Source organism: Microbacterium algeriense, assembly GCF_008868005.1.
GTDB classification, from domain to species: Bacteria; Actinomycetota; Actinomycetes; order Actinomycetales; family Microbacteriaceae; genus Microbacterium; species Microbacterium algeriense.
The window spans coordinates 420,506-435,328 of sequence record NZ_WAAO01000003.1; the positions used below are offsets into that span (position 1 = coordinate 420,506).

Consider the following 14,823-nt stretch of genomic DNA (forward strand, 5'->3'; position numbering starts at 1 on the left):
CCACGACCGCGCCGGGCCGCTCGGGCATACTGTTGCGATGCGCTCCCAACCGTCGCCCTCGTCGCCCTCGCTCCGCATCGCGCTGATCGGCACCCGCGGCATCCCCGCCGCCTACGGCGGGTTCGAGACCGCCGTGGAGGAGGTCGGGCGCCGGCTCGTGGAACGCGGTCATCGCGTGCTCGTGTACGGGCGCGACGCCGGCACCAGCGGCGACGTGCACCTGGGCATGCGCCGGGTGACGCTGCCGGCGGTGCGGCAGAAGGCTCTCGAGACGCTGAGCCACACCGCCCTGTCGACCGCGCACGCCGTCACGAAGGCCCGCCCCGACGCCGCCTTCGTGTTCAATGCGGCCAACTCGCCGTTCCTGCCCGTGCTGCGGGCGCGGGGCATCCCGGTCGCCCTGCACATGGACGGACTCGAGTGGCGCCGCTCGAAATGGGGCGGTCGGGGGAAGGCGTACTACCGCTGGGCCGAAGGCTTCGGAGTCCGCACGGCCGATGCGATCATCGCGGACGCCCCCGGGATCGCCGACTACTACCGGCATCAGTTCGACGTGTCCAGCGAGCTGATCCGCTACGGGGCACCGCTTCTGGACGACGCCGCGACCGACGGTATCCGCGCCCTCGGTCTCGAACCGGGCGGATACCACCTCGTCGTCGCGCGCTTCGAGCCCGAGAACCACGTCCGCGAGATCGTCGAGGGGTACGCCGCATCGACCGCGGCCAAGCCCCTCGTGGTCGTCGGATCCGCCCCCTACGCGGCCGACTACACCGCCGCGATCGATGCACTCGCCGCGGCGGACGAGCGCATCCGCCTCCTCGGCGCGGTGTACGACCAGGACCTTCTCGACGCGCTGTACCACCACGCCTTCACCTACTGCACGGCCACTCCGTCGGCGGGACGAACCCCTCGCTCCTGCGAGCGATGGGCGCGGGCACCGCGGTCATCGCGTACGACGTCGTCTTCAACCGGGAGGTGCTCGACGGCCAGGGCTGGTACTTCGGCGACCCGACCGCGGTGGCGACGGCGCTGGAGGCCGCCGAAGCCGATCCCGCTGCCGTGGACTCGGGTGCACGCAGCCTGCGAGCCCGAGCCGCGGAGGACTTCTCCTGGGACGCGGTCGCCGACGCGTACGAGCAGCTGGCCCTGCGCCTCGCGCGCGGGGAGTCCATCCATCCCACCGCCCGCCGCGCTCGACGGCGCGAGCAGGAGTGGCCCGGCTAGCCCTGCTCGACCACCGGAGCAGGGTCCTCCGAGCGCTCGGGCGCCAGCAGGCGCTCCCGATGCCGGTGGATGTAGATCGCGTACGGGATCACCTGGCACACGACCAGGGCGAACGCGACACCCAGCAGGGGGCCCACGATGCCCAGCACGGGCGTCAGGACGAGCGACAGGACGATGCTGACCGCGGCCATCGCGAGCGTCGGGATCACCTGGAAGCGGATGCCCGGCTTGTCCATGATGAACATTCCCAGGGGATACACCGCCGCGGTGAGCATGATCATGCAGCCGAACGCGAGGATCGTGGAGGTGCGGACCTCGAGCTCGCCGCGCGTGATGAACTCGAAGAGCCACGGGCCGATGAGCCACACGAACGCGGTCGCCCCGGCGACCGCTCCGCCGAACAGCAGCGAGAGCAGGGCGGGTCCCCGCCGGAGCTCGCCGCGGTGGCGTCGCCGGGCGAACTGCGGCCACAGCGCGACGCCGGCCGCCATGACCAGCCCGTTGAGCGCGAAGAAGACCTGCCCCGCCACTCCGTACTCGGCGACGTCGGTCGGCGTCGCGTACTGCGCGAGCACGTAGCGCTGCGAGCCCACCGCGATCGGGTACGTGACCATCTGGGCGAGCATCGGCCAGCCGACGTCCATGACCCGGACCCCGGGCACGCGACGCCAGCGCAGCAGCACCCGGAGGGCGTCCGGGATGAGCGGCGCCGTCGACCGCGTCACGAGCAGGAAGCCGATGATCGCCGTCAGCAGGGAGGCCGCGTACGAGGCGACGGCCAGGAACGAGTCGAAGGCGCGTCCGCCGAAGGTGAGCATGAGCCACACCCCGGCCAGGGTGACCGGCGAGATGAGGCCCTGCACGAGGATCACGAGATGATTGCGGCGCTGCCCGAGGAGGATGCGGAACCACACGCCGAGCGTCACGGTGAGGCTGAACAGCGTGATGCACAGGAAGGCCGCGAGCGGGGCGCCGGGGATCGCTCCCGCGTCGCCGAACAGCGCACGCCATCCGCCCGTCACCAGCAGAACGGTGTTGATGACCATGAGTGCCGAGGCGAACATCAGGAGGATGCGTCCGACCGAGGTCACCTGCAGCCGGAGCTTCCGGTCCGTGCGCACGTCATCGCTCGTCGCGACCGCGTTGACGAGCACCGCTCCGCTGCCGAGGTCGGTGAAGGTCAGCAGCGAGGGGATGGTGATCAGCAGCGTGTAGAGCGCGTAGTGATCGACGTCGGTCTCACCCAGGATCATCCGCGTCGTGATGACGCCGCACACGAGGGAGATGACCATCGTCACGGCGCGCGCGCCGAGAGCCAGCAACGAGTTCATGGCGGCTAACCGCGGGCGTTCCGTCGTCCGAGACGCGGGCGCAGGCCCTTGCCGCGCTCGTCGGTGTAGTACGGGTTCTTCGCGGCGCCGCGCACTCCGTTGAGCACGATCCCGACGACGGGCGTCCTGGTCGATTCGAGGGACGACAGCGCACGAGCGAGGTCGGTCCCCTTCGTGCGATTCGCCCGGACGACGAAGAGCGTGCCGTCGGCCATGGTCGACAGCCACAGTGCGTCGCTCACCGACAGCACGGGCGCCGTGTCCAGGATGACGTAGTCGTACTTCTCCCTGGCCTCGTCCACCACTCGGTGCAGTTCCCCGCTGGAGAGGAGCTGACCCGGGTTCGGCGGCTGGGCGCCGGCGGTGAGGATGTCGAGCCCGGGGCGTCCCCACTGCTGCACCGCCTCATCGAGCTCGATGTCGCCGATCAGCACCGTCGTCAGACCGACCGATCCTTCGAGCTGGGTGTATCGCGCGGTGCTGGGGCGACGCAGATCCGCCTCGATGAACAGGACGGAGCGTCCGCCCTCGGCCAGCGTCAGGGCGAGTCCGAGTCCGACCGACGACTTGCCCTCCTGCGCCGAGCACGAGGTGACCAGGATCACCCGACGGTTCTTGTCGACGTCGACGAACTTCAGGCTGGCCGACACCTGGCGCATCGCCTCGGCGACGCGGCCGTCCGGCTGTGCACGGATGATGCGGGCCAGGGTCTGGTTGTCCGCCGCCTCGGGGATCTCTCCGAGCAGGGGGACCTCGGTGATCTCCTCGAGCGCACCGGCTGTGGCGACCCTCGTCGCGAAACGCCGACGCAGGATCGCGAAGACGACGCCGGCGACGAGTCCGGCGGCGACGCCGAGCGCCACGTTGTTGCGCGTGTTCGGGGAGATCGGGACGGTGGGCGTCCGCGCGGGCGAGATCGTCTCGATGCGCACGGCCGGCTTCTCGTCGGCACCGAGCGGAGAGACGTTGCCGACCGCGACGGCGAGTTCGCTCGCGATCGCGTTGGCGGTCTCCTGCGCACTCTCCCCGCTCGTGTCGGTGACGCCGATCTCGATCACGACGGTGTTGAGCGGCACGTTCACGTCGACCCGGCGGGCGAGCCGGTTCGGCGTCTCGTCCAGACCCACCTCTTCGATCACCGGGTCGAGAACGGTCGGCGAGACGACAAGGAGCGTGTAGGTCTGCACGAGGCTCTGCACGTAGTTCGACCCCTGCAGCAGCTCGCTCGTGCTCTCGCCGCGCGTCGGGATGACCATGACCTGCGCCTCGGCGCGGTACTCCGGGTCGACGAGCTGGGAGTAGCCGTAGGCGGCCCCGCCCCCGAGAAGCATGAGAACGATGATCACGACCCAGTGGCTCCTGAGCGACTGGAAGTAGTCCTGCAGTGTCATGTGTCCCCGTCCCCCTCGGCACGACTGCGCGATGGTCCGCGGTGCCTCACAGCACCCCATTATCGCCTATGTTGGAATCGAGGGCCGGTGATGCCGGTTCCGCATCGAGGGGAACACGTGACGCACAGGCTCATCTTCGTCTGCGAGGCGAACATCTGCCGGTCGCCGCTGATGGAGCAGGCTCTCCGCGCGCGCGTCGACGCGGAGTCCTGGGAGATCAGCAGCGCGGGCACGCGCGTCGGTCCGGGAGACCTGCCGATGTGCGAGGTCTCGGCCGAGATCGCTGCGGCATCCGGCGCCGACACCGCAGCCCACCGGTCCACCGCGATCGACGTCGGTGACCTGCAGGCCGCGGACCTGGTGCTCACCGCCAGCAGGGCGGAGCGCTCGGTCGTCGCACAGCTCGTTCCGGAGGCCAGGTCGAGGACCTTCACCCTGCGAGAGGCCGTGCATCTCGGCGCGGATCCGCTCGACCCCGACGAGCTCGCGGTGGTGGCCGCGTTCAGCGCCGCCTCGGCCGCGGACGACCTCGCGGCCTACGCATCCGCCCTCCACCATCGCCGCGGCTTCGTGCAGCCGCCGAGCAGCGGACGGACCCTCTTCGGGAAGCGGCGCCCGCATCCCTTCGACATCCCCGACGCGCACCACGGGAGCGCCAGGGAGCATCGCGCGATGCTGGAGCGGACAGCGCTCGACATCGCCGAGCTGGAGCGTCAGCTGGACGCCTTCCTCGTTCCGCCCGCCACCGGCCGCGCCGCGCGCTGAGGACCGCAGGTCTCAGGCCTGCGGAAGGGATCCCAGGAACGTCGCGACGGCGCGCCGGTAGGCGTCAGGGGCGAAGCGCTCGCGGGCGGCGTCCCGATCGCCGATGGCCGCGGCCCGGCGCAGGTCCCAGCCCTCGTTCACCGCGCGCAGGGCCCGAGCCAGCTCGTCGGCATCGCCCGGTGTCACGAAGGTCGCACTGCCGTAGGGCCCGACCGCTTCTCGAAGTCCGGGGATGTCGCTCGCGACGACCGGGCGGGCGGCCAGGATCCCCTCGACGGCCGTGTTTCCGAACGACTCGTCCTGTCGGGACGGCACCACGAGGACATCGATCTCGGCGAGCAGCGGCCAGATGTCGGATCGGAAGCCGAGGTACGCCACGCGATCCTCGACGCCGAGCGCGGCGGCCCTCTCCCTCAGCTCGCGGTCGAACCCCTCGTTGCCGGCGAAGACCGCGCCGACGAGCCGGAGCTCGGCGTCGATCCCCTCGCGACGCAGCGCGGCGAGCGCCTCCACCGCCGCGTCCGGGCCCTTGCGGTGCGAGAGACGGCCCACGTATCCGATGCGGAGCCGGTCGATGCGCGCACGCGGCGGCTCGACGTCATCCGGGGAGGCGACCCCGTTGAGGATGACCGTGGCTCGACGGCCGAGCACGGGGAGCACGGCCCCCACGGTCTGCAGCGTGAAGCGGCTGTTCGCGATGATGCGGTGCGAAGCGAGATGCGGAGCGTACAGGGCGAGGTTCACCAGCCGGGAGGCCGAGGCCTCGGCCTCGTGCACGTGCGTGACCGTCGGCACCCGACTCAGCCGCCCGATCAGCGGCCAGGACGGCAGGACGATCGTGCTGACGTAGAGGGCCCGAGGACGCAGACGACGCACGATCGCGACGGATGCGGCGATGCCGCGGACCGCATCCCTGGCGGAGCGGAGCCAGTTGCGCGGGTGCAGAGAGGACTTCCGGAGCACGAACATCGGCGGGATCAGGACCTCCACCCCGATCGCCTGCAACTCCCCGACGAGAGGCCCGCGCTGCGGAACCGCGACGACGACCCGCTCGTCCCTCTCCCGCAGAGCGCGCGCGCTCTCCAGGAGCATGCGGTCGGAGCCGAAGAGCTCCCAGCCCGGGTGCACGAGCAGGTACGGGGCGCGGTCGTCGTCAGTCACGATCCCATTGTGCCCGGATGCGTCGTGCGCCGTGCGTCCCGGCTCGGCCGCGGTGCTGCGGCCGAGCCGGGATCGCCGTCAGCGACCGCTCCCGAGCAGGACGGTGCCGTCGGCGAGGCCGAGCAGCGCCGCGAGCGCGGCGGACAGCGGCCGCGCGATCGCGGCGTTCGCCGCGATGTCGTCGGCCATCGCCGCGAACGGTTCGGCCGTCGCGGTCTGGGCGTTGCGCCATCCCGGGTTCTTCGCCGCGGCCAGCTGGGCCGGGGTGCGGAACGTCTCGTACACGTCGCCGGACCCACCCCAGGTGACCATCGACGGGCCGCCGGCGGCGCTGCTGAACAGGTTCCCGTCGATCGTCACGTTCCACGTGTCGACGGCGCGACCGGTGGCCGTGTCGTGTGCGAAGATCGCCCGCGGCCCCCCAGCGCCGAACACGTTGTTGCGGATCGTGATGTTCCGCGTGATCCACGTGACGGTGGGGTCCACGCCGGGCACCCGGGGATCGCGCCCCACCTTGTGCGTGGCCTGGCGCCGTTCGTCCTGCATCAGGTTCAGGTCGTGCCGGGAGTTGTTGCCGAGATCGTTGTTCGAGATCAGCACGTTCTCCGTGTCGAAGATGCGGATGCCCTCCCGGTTGTCGAACGCCTGGCTGCGGGCGATCGTCACCTTCGAGGACAGCTCGGCATGGATCCCGATCTCCGTGTTGTCGTTCGAGGTCACATCGAGGATCTTCACGTCGTAGCAGGACTCGTCGAACCACGTGCCGCTGCCGATGTTGCGGCTCGTGTCGACATTGCTCATGACGATGCCGCGCGTACGCGTCACCTTCACGCCGCCCGCCACGGGCGATCCGTTGAAGTGCTCGGTGTTGTTGTCGGTGACCAGCGAGTCCGAGAAGGTGGTGCCGTATGCCGTCGTGATCGACATGCCGAGCAGCCCGTTCCGGCGCACGGTGAGGTTGTCCACGGTCGCGCGGTCGTTTCCGACGAACAGTCCGATCGTGGCGTTGTCCTCGATCACGAGGTCTCGCAGCGTCACCCCGACGTTGTGCATCCGGACCGTGCCGAGCACGTCGTACGATGTCGCGTAGCGACGCACGCCGAAGCCCTGGAGGACGGAGTTCGCCGAACGCACGTTGAGCGCCTGTCCGAGGTCGCTCGCCCGCACGTTGCGGCCGGTCGGGTCGGTGCCGAGGATGAGCCGGTCTGCCGCATCGTCGACCGCGAACGTGCCGGGGACGACCTGCGCCGCCGTCGCCACCTGTCGCAGCGGCACCCCGTCGACGTAGAGCTGATCGGGGTGGTTCGCCATGGGGTAGTTCGGGTCGACGAACCAGCTGGCGTTGCCGTTGAGCATGTCGTCGTCGAACTCCGCCTTCCATCCCGAGCTCACCCAGGTGGCGCCGGACTTCGACCAGTTGCTCACCCGCGAGGAGCCGTCGAACCACACGGCCTCACCGGGGTAGGCCTGGATCTTCAGGGTCTTGCTGAAGGGCACCTCGACGGACTCGTGATACTCGCCGGCGCGGACCACGATGGTGGAGCCGGCCGGGGAGGCGTCGACGGCGGCCTGCACCGAGCGGAAGGGCGCGGCGGCGGATCCGTTCGCGGCCCCGGTCGTGCTCTTGACGTCGACGAAGACGGCTCCGGCCGGTACCGCGTACTGGGCGGTGCCGACAGCGGCTGCCCCGCGGGCGGGTGAGCCCGTCCCGGGCTGCGGCTGGGGCTGCGGCTCCGGCTGCGGCTCCGGCTGGGGTTCCGGCTGCGGCTCGGGCTGCGGCTCGGGCTGCGGCTCCGGCTGCGGTTCCGGCTGCGGCTCCGGCTGCGGGGCCGGAGTCTCCGAGCTCAGCGGCCCCTGCGCGGTGGCGGCCTCGATCGAGTCGATCTGCAGATCGGTGGGCGCCGTCGCACTGGTGGAGGCGTACCCCCACACCGCGAAGCCGCCGGGTCCGGACAGGCGCTCCCGTGAGGAATCCGTGACGGCGAGCTGCGGGGCACCCGGCGCGGTCCCTGCCGGGGTCAGGCGAGCCTCGAAGGTCACATCGTCGGTGCCGGTGACGGTGGCGTCGAACGTGTACCACCCGTCTCCGAGGATGCTCACCGGCAGGGACACGGACTTCAGCTCGGCCTCCGAGCCGCCTCCGGTGCGGATCACCGAGAGCTGGGCACGCCCGTCCGCATCGGTCAGCAGTCGGATCCGGTAGGCGGAGCCGTCGCTCTGCACCCGGGTCGTGTACGCGTAGTACCCGCGGCCGCCGCTGCGGTCGAGGCGGAGGTCGGCGGAGATGCGCACGTCCTGGACCTGGACGGAGCGCGGGGTGAGGTAGGCCGATTCGCCGGGGTTCAGCGTGATCGCCGCTGCGCCGTCGGCGACGCTCGCGACCGCGGCCCGCGACGACCACGACGAGTAGTCGATGCCGTTGTCGGAGGTGCCCCATCCGGCCGGGGCGGTGCGGTCGAAGTCATCGGACAGCAGCACGCCGGGGGAAGCGGTGTCGTCCGCGACAGCGGGCGCGGCTCCGAGAGCGCCGAGCAGCAGCGCCGCCGTCGTGGCTGCCGCCGTGACGAGGGCAGCGGTTCGAGGATGGGAGGGGTGGGAATGGATCGGGTGACGTCGCGAACGCAACAGGGTCTCCTAGGGGTTTCAGCCCGCGTACACCGCGCCCCTCCAACCAGCCCCCTCCGGGCGAGATGGTGTGCAGTATCGGTACGCACCGCCTACCCGGAAGGGCGACGGCCAGGGCACAGTCTATACACGAACCGGCGCGGATCGTTGTGGAACCGAGATATTCAGGACGGATCCGCAGGGTCCGGCACGACCACCATGCTGCGGATGAACCGCATCTTCCCGCCCACCTGCGGGATGCTCTCGACCCGCTCGACGGTCACGGGGACGAGACCCTTCGTCGCGTGGCGGAGCTTCTCGGTCGCCGCGTGGATCCCCGCCTGCGCGTCGGGGGCGTCACTCGGGATGCACCGCAGAGTGACCGAGTAGTCGGCGTCCTGGACGATCTCGAACTGCCGGATCGACAGCGGCGCGTCATCGAAGATGTGCCCGAGGGCTCCCGCGATGGTCGTGCCGTCCGGCAGGCGGACCGCGTCGGAGGATCGGCCGGAGATGGCCCCGAGGCGGGGCAGGCCGCGACCGCACGTGCAGGCGCCGGAGCGGTAGCTGCTGATGTCGCCGAGGCGGTATCTGACGATGGGGAAGACGCGGTTCGTGAGGTCGGACACGATGACCTCGCCCTCGACGTCCTCCGGCACCACGTGGTCCTCATCGTCGACGATCTCGATGCGTCGGACGTCCGCGAAGACGTGCAGCCCGTTCTGCGCGGCGCATTCGCCCGCCATCCACGGGATCTCGGCCGAGCGATAGTGGTCGAAGCACGGCGCACCGAACGCCTCCTCGATCTCCGCCCTGGTGCCGGGAGACAGCGGCGCCGCCGTCACGGCCACGGCCACGGGCGGCGTGACGGTGAGCCCCATCCGCTTCATGCGACGAACGGTGTCGAGCACTCCCCCGCCGTAGCCGATCAGGAAGCGCGGGCGCACCCTGTTCCACCGCTCGACGAACTCCCGGACGGAGGCGTCGGTGATCTGGAAGGCGTCCAGCTGCACGCGTCGAGACGGAAGCCAGCCGAGATCGTGGCGGATCCGGGCGGCGCCGGTCAGCACATGCCGCGTCACGATCCCACGGTCATCCCAGGGCTTCACGCCCCACCAGTCGAAGAGGCGCCATTCCAGCGCGCGAGCGGGGAACCGCAGATCACGCAGCAGGTGCAGCGGCAGACCGGTGCTGCCACCGGTCCGGGACACGACGCTCGTCCGCGAGTCGGCCTCGTCGGTGCGGATGCGCTCGAAGTTCTCGCGCAGCATCGCCTTGTCCACGATCGGCAGCGACGCGAACGCCGCGGGATCCCGCAGGTCGTCGTCCGTGATCCCGTGGGCGGAGTAGAGGTCGCGGTAGAACGCGCTGTGCCCGAAGGCGAACCGGGCGTGCGCGATGGACCGTTCGGCGCTCACCTGGGCGATCCGCTCCGGTGAGAGGGCATCCATCGCGAGGAACTCGCGATACGCCTCGGTGCTGCTGCGACCGCCGACCGCGGTCTTGAGCCGGAATGCCGCTTCGCGCATCATGCCTCCACCGCCCGCCCGCGGGGGCGCACCCGCGCCAGCCGCGCCCGCAGCGCCTCACGATAGGCCGCCGCGTGCGCGGCACCCGCGTCGTCCCACTCCCGACGCGACAGGTCGGGGCGATCACCGGTGATCGCCCGCACGGCGCGGAGGGCCTCCAGGAGGGCGTCCGCATCCACCTCCCCGTCGTACATCTGCACCCACTCCGGTCCCACCTCGGCGGCGAGCGCCTCGTTCGGCGCGTTGCGCGGGACGAGCACCGGGCGATCGAGAGAGAGAGCGGCCAGCACGCTGCCCGAGTTGTGCATGAAGCGGTAGGCGAGCACGATCAGCTCGGAACCGGTCACGAGCTGCACGAGCTCCGCATCACTGAGGAACTCCAGCTCCAGGACCACGTTCGGCAGGTCCGCGACACGGGTGCGCAGATCCTCGGCGAGCTCGGCGCTCGACGCCTTGCCGCCGACGATCATGCTGATCTCGGGGTCCCTCGCCACTGCATCGGCGTAGGCGTCCACGAACCCGGAGACGCCCTTGTAGCGGCGCACGCCGCCGAACGTGCCGAGGCGTCCGCGCAGACGCTCCGCGCGGGGCTGCACACCGTACCAATCGCGGTAGTGCCCGTGCAGGATGACCGTCTGCGCCGTTCCGGCGGGAAGCGGGGTCGTCTCGTTCAGCACGATGCGGTGATCGGCCTGCCGGTCGATGCGTCGCAGCAGCCACAGCCGAGCGGCGTTGTCATCCGGCAGGTCGAGGTTGTGCACGGTGCGCACCACGGCGATGCGGCGTGAGAGCCCGTGCCGCAGGGCCAGCAGCCCGGTGAGGGCGTACTTGCCGACGGAGGACACCGCGCTCGACCCGTGCAGCTTCACCTCGGGCCAGTGCCAGTGGAACACGTCGTATCGGCCGAGCAGGGCCTCACGCCAGGAGAAGCGGACGTGCTCGATGCCGTCGGTCGCGGCGAGCGCCTCATCCAGCATCGTGATGTACGGATTCGTGGTCACCCGGGGCGCCCCGAAGGACTGCATCACGCGCAGCGGCCGCCGCGGATCAGACATCGGCGGCCAGTCCTCGGATCGAGCGGTACCAGCGCAGCGCCGCGAGCAGGAGCATCAGCACGTTGATCACCGCGAGCGCGGTGTAGATCCCGACGAACACGGGCTGCCACCACAGCAGCGCGAAGACGAGGCAGAGGAACCCGTAGTCGGTCGGGATGACCGCGAGCGAGTAGAGACCCCCGGATCGCCACGCCTCCCTTGGCGCCTCCGCAGGGCCGTGCGGGTGCTCCAGCCGATGCACCCGGCGCAGGAAGTCGGCGGCGATGATGCCGAAGAAGAACACGTTGGCCGATGCCGCGAACACGAGCGGCACGAGCAGCCAGCCGTCGGGCAGGTCGAAGAAGCGGAACCAGCAGACGAGCACGGCGAGGTGGATGGTCGCGAGCTTGATCGAGTCGAAGAAGTGATCGAGCCACTCCCCCGCGAGCGAGCCGGTTCCGGTGAGGCGAGCCAGCTGGCCGTCGGCGGAGTCGAGAGCGTAGCCGAGCACGAGCAGGACGGCGATGAGGATCGACGACCAGACCGTCGGCGGAAGGAGCGCGATGAGAGCGACACCCGTGAGCGTGAACACCGCGCTCACGATCGTGACCTGCGTTGGCGTCATCCGCAGGGCGTACGCGGTGGCCGCCATCGGACGACCGAGCGGCCGGTTGATGTAGCGCGAATACGCGGCGGCGCCCTTGGACGACTTCTGCGCCTCTTTCAAGCGACTCATCGCCGCACGGATCTCTGACACGACAACTCCCCCAGGCGGCGTCGAATGTAGCCTTCACTATATCTACAGGTTCGAGCGCGCCCCCGCGAGGTGTGCGGCCGGAGAGGAGCAGGAGTGAGCGAACGCGCACTCGCGGTCATCGTCGTCAATTACGGCTCGGCCGCCCTGCTCTCCACCAACCTCGTCGCGACCGCTGCGGCCCTTCCTGAGGCGCGGATCGTCGTCGTCGACAACCGGTCGACCGCCGAGGAGCGCCGACGGGTGGAGGAGCTGTGCGCCCTCCACGGCTGGGACCTGGTGGCGATGGACGCGAACGCGGGATTCGGCGGCGGCGTGAACGCCGGAGCGGCCCACGCGTTCGAGGTCGCCGGGGCCTCGGATCTGCTCCTGCTCAACCCCGATGCGCGCATCGATGCGTCATCGACCGCCGCCCTGCTCGATGCCACCTCCGACGGCATGACGCTCGCGTCGCCTCGCGTGGAGGACGCGGAGGGCAGGACCTGGTTCGCCGGCATGGACGTGTACCTCGCCGACGGCTCGATGGGCGGCCCGCGGCGGCGGCGGGAGCAGCCGTCCGCCCGTCGGCTGCCCTGGATCAGCGGGGCCTGCATGCTGATCCCGCGCGCCGTCTGGGACCTCTCGGGGGGCTTCGACGAGGAGTACTTCCTCTACTGGGAGGACGTCGACATCTCGGTGCGAGCGGCGGAGCGAGGTGCCAGGCTCCTCGTGGTGGAGGACGCGATCGCCGTCCACGACGAGGGCGGGACGCATCGGGGGCAGCGTCAGCGCCCGGAGGCGAAGTCCGAGCTGTACTACTACTACAACATCCGCAACCGGCTGCTGTTCGCTTCGCGCCACCTCGACGCCGCCGACGCCGAGGCCTGGAACCGGACGGCCTGGCCGAACGCGCGGCAGGTCCTGCTCCGCGGCGGAAGACGACAGTTCCTCCGCCCGCTCGCGCCCCTGCGTGCCGCATGGCGCGGAGTGCGCGACGGAAGGCGGCTGATGGCAGGCGCTCGGTCGCGCCGGGGTGCTGAGGTCTAAACTCGGATCACCGTCTCTCGCGACCGCGAGGACGCAGGGGCGAGGTGGGGTCACATGGTCGAAGCGCACGACGAGAAGAAGCCGGCTCGCAGCCGCACCTGGATCGTCCTGTCGGTCCTCATCGCGGTGATCGCCCTCGCGGTGGCCGCCGCCTTCATCGTGCCGCCGCTCCTGGCGCCGTCCGGGCAGCCGACTCCGAGCGGGTCGCCCAGCGCGACCCCGACGGTACCGCCCCGCGACATCGTCGGAACCGACGCGCCGCGCCCCAGTGCGACCCCGTCTCCTGCTCCCTCTGCCAGCGATTCGCCGTTCGCCGAGCTCACGCCCGTCGCGCCCGACGCCACGGTCGTCACGGCGGACCGGATCGACATCTCGCTGTCGCGCATCGAAGCCGTCCAGGGCGAGGCCGCCCTCGCCGGAGAGACCTCAGGACCGGCGATCAGAGTCACGGTGCGCCTCGTCAACGAGGGCTCCGACCCCCTCGACCTGGAGTACGTGACGGTGAATGCGTACTCCGGGAAGGACCGCACCCCCGCCGGCACGCTCACGCAGCCGGGAGGGGCGCCGTTCGAAGGATCGCTCGCGCCCGGCGACTCCGCGGAGGGCGTGTACCTGTTCACCGTGCCGGAGTCGGATCGCAAGGACGTGACGGTGACCGTCGACTACCTCCTCGGTGCGCAGGTCGCCGTGTTCCGCGGCGACCTCCGCTGAGGCGGGGGCAGCGATGACCGGCGCCGACAAGTACACGACCACCTCGATCATCGCGGCGGTCGCGGCGGCGGCGTCGGCAGTCCGCTACACCTTCGGCCCCGGCATCAGCATCTCGGTCGTCATCGCCGTCGTGCTGCTTCCGGTGTGGTGGCCGGTGCTGCGGCAGTACCGCTTCGCGAGACCGCTGATCGTCCTCGCGGCTCTCGCCGCCGTCTCCGGGGCCCTGCTCACGGCGTTCGAGACGATGCGGCCGACATCCACGAGCCTCCTGATCGAGCAGTCGCTCACGCTGCTGTCGCTCGCCGGCGGCATCGGCGTCCTGCTGTGGGCGCGCACGGAGCTGGGTTTCGGCGGCACCGCCGTCGCGTTCGGCGTCGGCGCGCTCGCGAACGTCGCGCTCACCGGCGGGAACCCGGCGAACCTGTGGAAGTACTCGCTCGCGGTGCCCGTCATCATCATCGTGCTCGGCTTCACGTCGACGACCCGACGCCGCTCCCTCGACCTGCTCGCGCTCGCGGCGCTCGCGGCCGTGTGCCTGTTCTCGGACTCCCGGTCGATGACGTCCTTCCTGCTCCTGGCCGGCGTCATCGTGCTCTGGCAGATGTTCCTCCCTCCGGGGACCCGGCGCCCCCGTCCGGCGCAGACCCTCGTGCTCCTCGGCGCTCTGAGCCTGGCAGCCTTCAGCCTGCTGCAGGCCCTGATCCTCGAGGGCGTGCTGGGAGACGCCGCCCAGCAGCGGACACAGGCGCAGATCGACACCTCCGGCTCCCTGATCGCGGGAGGACGCCCCGAGCTCGGTGCCGCCACCGCACTGATCAGCGCCCGCCCGCAGGGATTCGGCAGCGGCGTGCTGCCCACCTCCGTGGATGTCTGGATCGCGAAGACGGGCATGAGCGAGCTGAACTACGACCCGGACAACGGCTACGTCGAGGGCTACATGTTCGGCGGCCAGTTCGAGGTCCACTCCGTGCTCGGCGACCTGTGGCTGCGCTTCGGTCCGCTCGGGGCCGCCTTCGCCGTCGCCCTCCTCGTCGGGGCGATCTACGCCGTGGCCCGTGCGGTCTCCCTCAAGGCGGCATCCGGCCTCGTCGTGTGGCTGACCCTGCTGGGCGCGTGGGACACGTTCTTCAGCCCGCTGCTGACCTCCTCGCGGACGCTGGCGCTGCTCTTCGCCCTCACGGCCATCCCGGTCGCGGAACTCGTGCGACGCCGGCCGGACCGCCCGCGGCGGTCGGATCGGCTGGCCTCACAGGGCGGGCCCGTCGGAGCGGAGTGACACCGCCGACGGGCGTA

The 14,823-nt window shown here is 70.8% G+C and carries 11 protein-coding genes and 1 pseudogene; 5 read left to right on the plus strand and 7 right to left on the minus strand.

Annotated features, from left to right (window positions below; translation table 11 throughout):
- The first annotated feature begins 37 nt into the window (after nt 1–37).
- Nucleotides 38–1,224: pseudogene (locus F6A08_RS15795) on the plus strand (DUF1972 domain-containing protein).
- Here the strand turns inward: F6A08_RS15795 and F6A08_RS15800 are convergent.
- Both F6A08_RS15800 and F6A08_RS15805 read right to left on the minus strand, forming a co-directional pair.
- Nucleotides 1,221–2,555: a lipopolysaccharide biosynthesis protein gene (locus F6A08_RS15800; protein ID WP_151459974.1), complete on the minus strand. Its 1,335-nt coding sequence runs from the start codon at nt 2,553–2,555 to the stop codon at nt 1,221–1,223. The pseudogene F6A08_RS15795 and the gene F6A08_RS15800 sit on opposite strands and share 4 nt — an antisense overlap.
- Nucleotides 2,556–2,560: 5 nt before the next feature.
- Nucleotides 2,561–3,946 (minus strand): tyrosine-protein kinase domain-containing protein, encoded by a 1,386-nt coding sequence (locus F6A08_RS15805; RefSeq protein ID WP_017204647.1) that lies wholly within the window; start codon nt 3,944–3,946, stop codon nt 2,561–2,563.
- Nucleotides 3,947–4,063: 117 nt separating this feature from the next.
- Here F6A08_RS15805 and F6A08_RS15810 point away from each other — a divergent pair, with 117 nt between their 5' ends.
- On the plus strand, nt 4,064–4,711 hold the full coding sequence (locus tag F6A08_RS15810; RefSeq protein WP_192576797.1) for an arsenate reductase/protein-tyrosine-phosphatase family protein: 648 nt from the start codon (nt 4,064–4,066) through the stop codon (nt 4,709–4,711).
- A gap of 12 nt (nt 4,712–4,723) precedes the next feature.
- Here the strand turns inward: F6A08_RS15810 and F6A08_RS15815 are convergent, their stop codons facing one another.
- The 5 genes from F6A08_RS15815 to F6A08_RS15835 all read right to left on the minus strand — a co-directional run bounded on the left by F6A08_RS15815 (nt 4,724) and on the right by F6A08_RS15835 (nt 11,775).
- On the minus strand, nt 4,724–5,872 hold the full coding sequence (locus F6A08_RS15815) for a glycosyltransferase (RefSeq protein ID WP_151459976.1): 1,149 nt from the start codon (nt 5,870–5,872) through the stop codon (nt 4,724–4,726).
- A 78-nt stretch (nt 5,873–5,950) separates the two neighbouring features.
- Nucleotides 5,951–8,497 (minus strand): right-handed parallel beta-helix repeat-containing protein, encoded by a 2,547-nt coding sequence (locus F6A08_RS15820; protein WP_151459977.1) that lies wholly within the window; start codon nt 8,495–8,497, stop codon nt 5,951–5,953.
- A 164-nt stretch (nt 8,498–8,661) separates the two neighbouring features.
- The gene (locus tag F6A08_RS15825) at nt 8,662–10,005 is read right to left on the minus strand and encodes a phenylacetate--CoA ligase family protein (protein WP_151459978.1); all 1,344 of its coding nucleotides are present in this window, start codon (nt 10,003–10,005) and stop codon (nt 8,662–8,664) included.
- Nucleotides 10,005–11,060: a glycosyltransferase family protein gene (locus tag F6A08_RS15830; protein ID WP_151459979.1), complete on the minus strand. Its 1,056-nt coding sequence runs from the start codon at nt 11,058–11,060 to the stop codon at nt 10,005–10,007. Before F6A08_RS15830 ends, F6A08_RS15825 begins: the two co-directional genes overlap by 1 nt.
- Nucleotides 11,053–11,775: a CDP-alcohol phosphatidyltransferase family protein gene (locus F6A08_RS15835; protein ID WP_051000939.1), complete on the minus strand. Its 723-nt coding sequence runs from the start codon at nt 11,773–11,775 to the stop codon at nt 11,053–11,055. The genes F6A08_RS15830 and F6A08_RS15835 overlap by 8 nt, the downstream gene beginning before the upstream one ends.
- A gap of 114 nt (nt 11,776–11,889) precedes the next feature.
- Between F6A08_RS15835 and F6A08_RS15840 the strand changes: the two genes are divergently transcribed.
- The 3 genes from F6A08_RS15840 to F6A08_RS15850 are packed head-to-tail and all read left to right on the plus strand — an operon-like array spanning nt 11,890 to nt 14,806.
- Entirely contained in the window at nt 11,890–12,819 is a 930-nt protein-coding gene (locus F6A08_RS15840) for a glycosyltransferase family 2 protein (protein ID WP_151459980.1), read from the plus strand.
- Nucleotides 12,820–12,873: 54 nt separating this feature from the next.
- Nucleotides 12,874–13,530, plus strand: a complete 657-nt coding sequence (locus tag F6A08_RS15845) for a hypothetical protein (protein ID WP_151459981.1) — start codon at nt 12,874–12,876, stop codon at nt 13,528–13,530.
- Between the two features lie 13 nt (nt 13,531–13,543).
- Nucleotides 13,544–14,806, plus strand: coding sequence for a hypothetical protein (locus tag F6A08_RS15850; RefSeq protein ID WP_151459982.1), 1,263 nt, complete (start codon nt 13,544–13,546; stop codon nt 14,804–14,806).
- The last annotated feature ends 17 nt before the right edge of the window (nt 14,807–14,823 follow it).

Coding starts and splice junctions, on each gene's coding strand:
- F6A08_RS15800 (WP_151459974.1), bottom strand. CDS start 2,555: ATGAACTCGTTGCTGGCTCTCGGCGCGCGCGCCGTGACGATGGTCATC.
- F6A08_RS15805 (WP_017204647.1), bottom strand. CDS start 3,946: ATGACACTGCAGGACTACTTCCAGTCGCTCAGGAGCCACTGGGTCGTG.
- F6A08_RS15825 (WP_151459978.1), bottom strand. CDS start 10,005: ATGCGCGAAGCGGCATTCCGGCTCAAGACCGCGGTCGGCGGTCGCAGC.
- F6A08_RS15830 (WP_151459979.1), bottom strand. CDS start 11,060: ATGTCTGATCCGCGGCGGCCGCTGCGCGTGATGCAGTCCTTCGGGGCG.
- F6A08_RS15835 (WP_051000939.1), bottom strand. CDS start 11,775: ATGAGTCGCTTGAAAGAGGCGCAGAAGTCGTCCAAGGGCGCCGCCGCG.
- F6A08_RS15845 (WP_151459981.1), top strand. CDS start 12,874: ATGGTCGAAGCGCACGACGAGAAGAAGCCGGCTCGCAGCCGCACCTGG.
- F6A08_RS15850 (WP_151459982.1), top strand. CDS start 13,544: ATGACCGGCGCCGACAAGTACACGACCACCTCGATCATCGCGGCGGTC.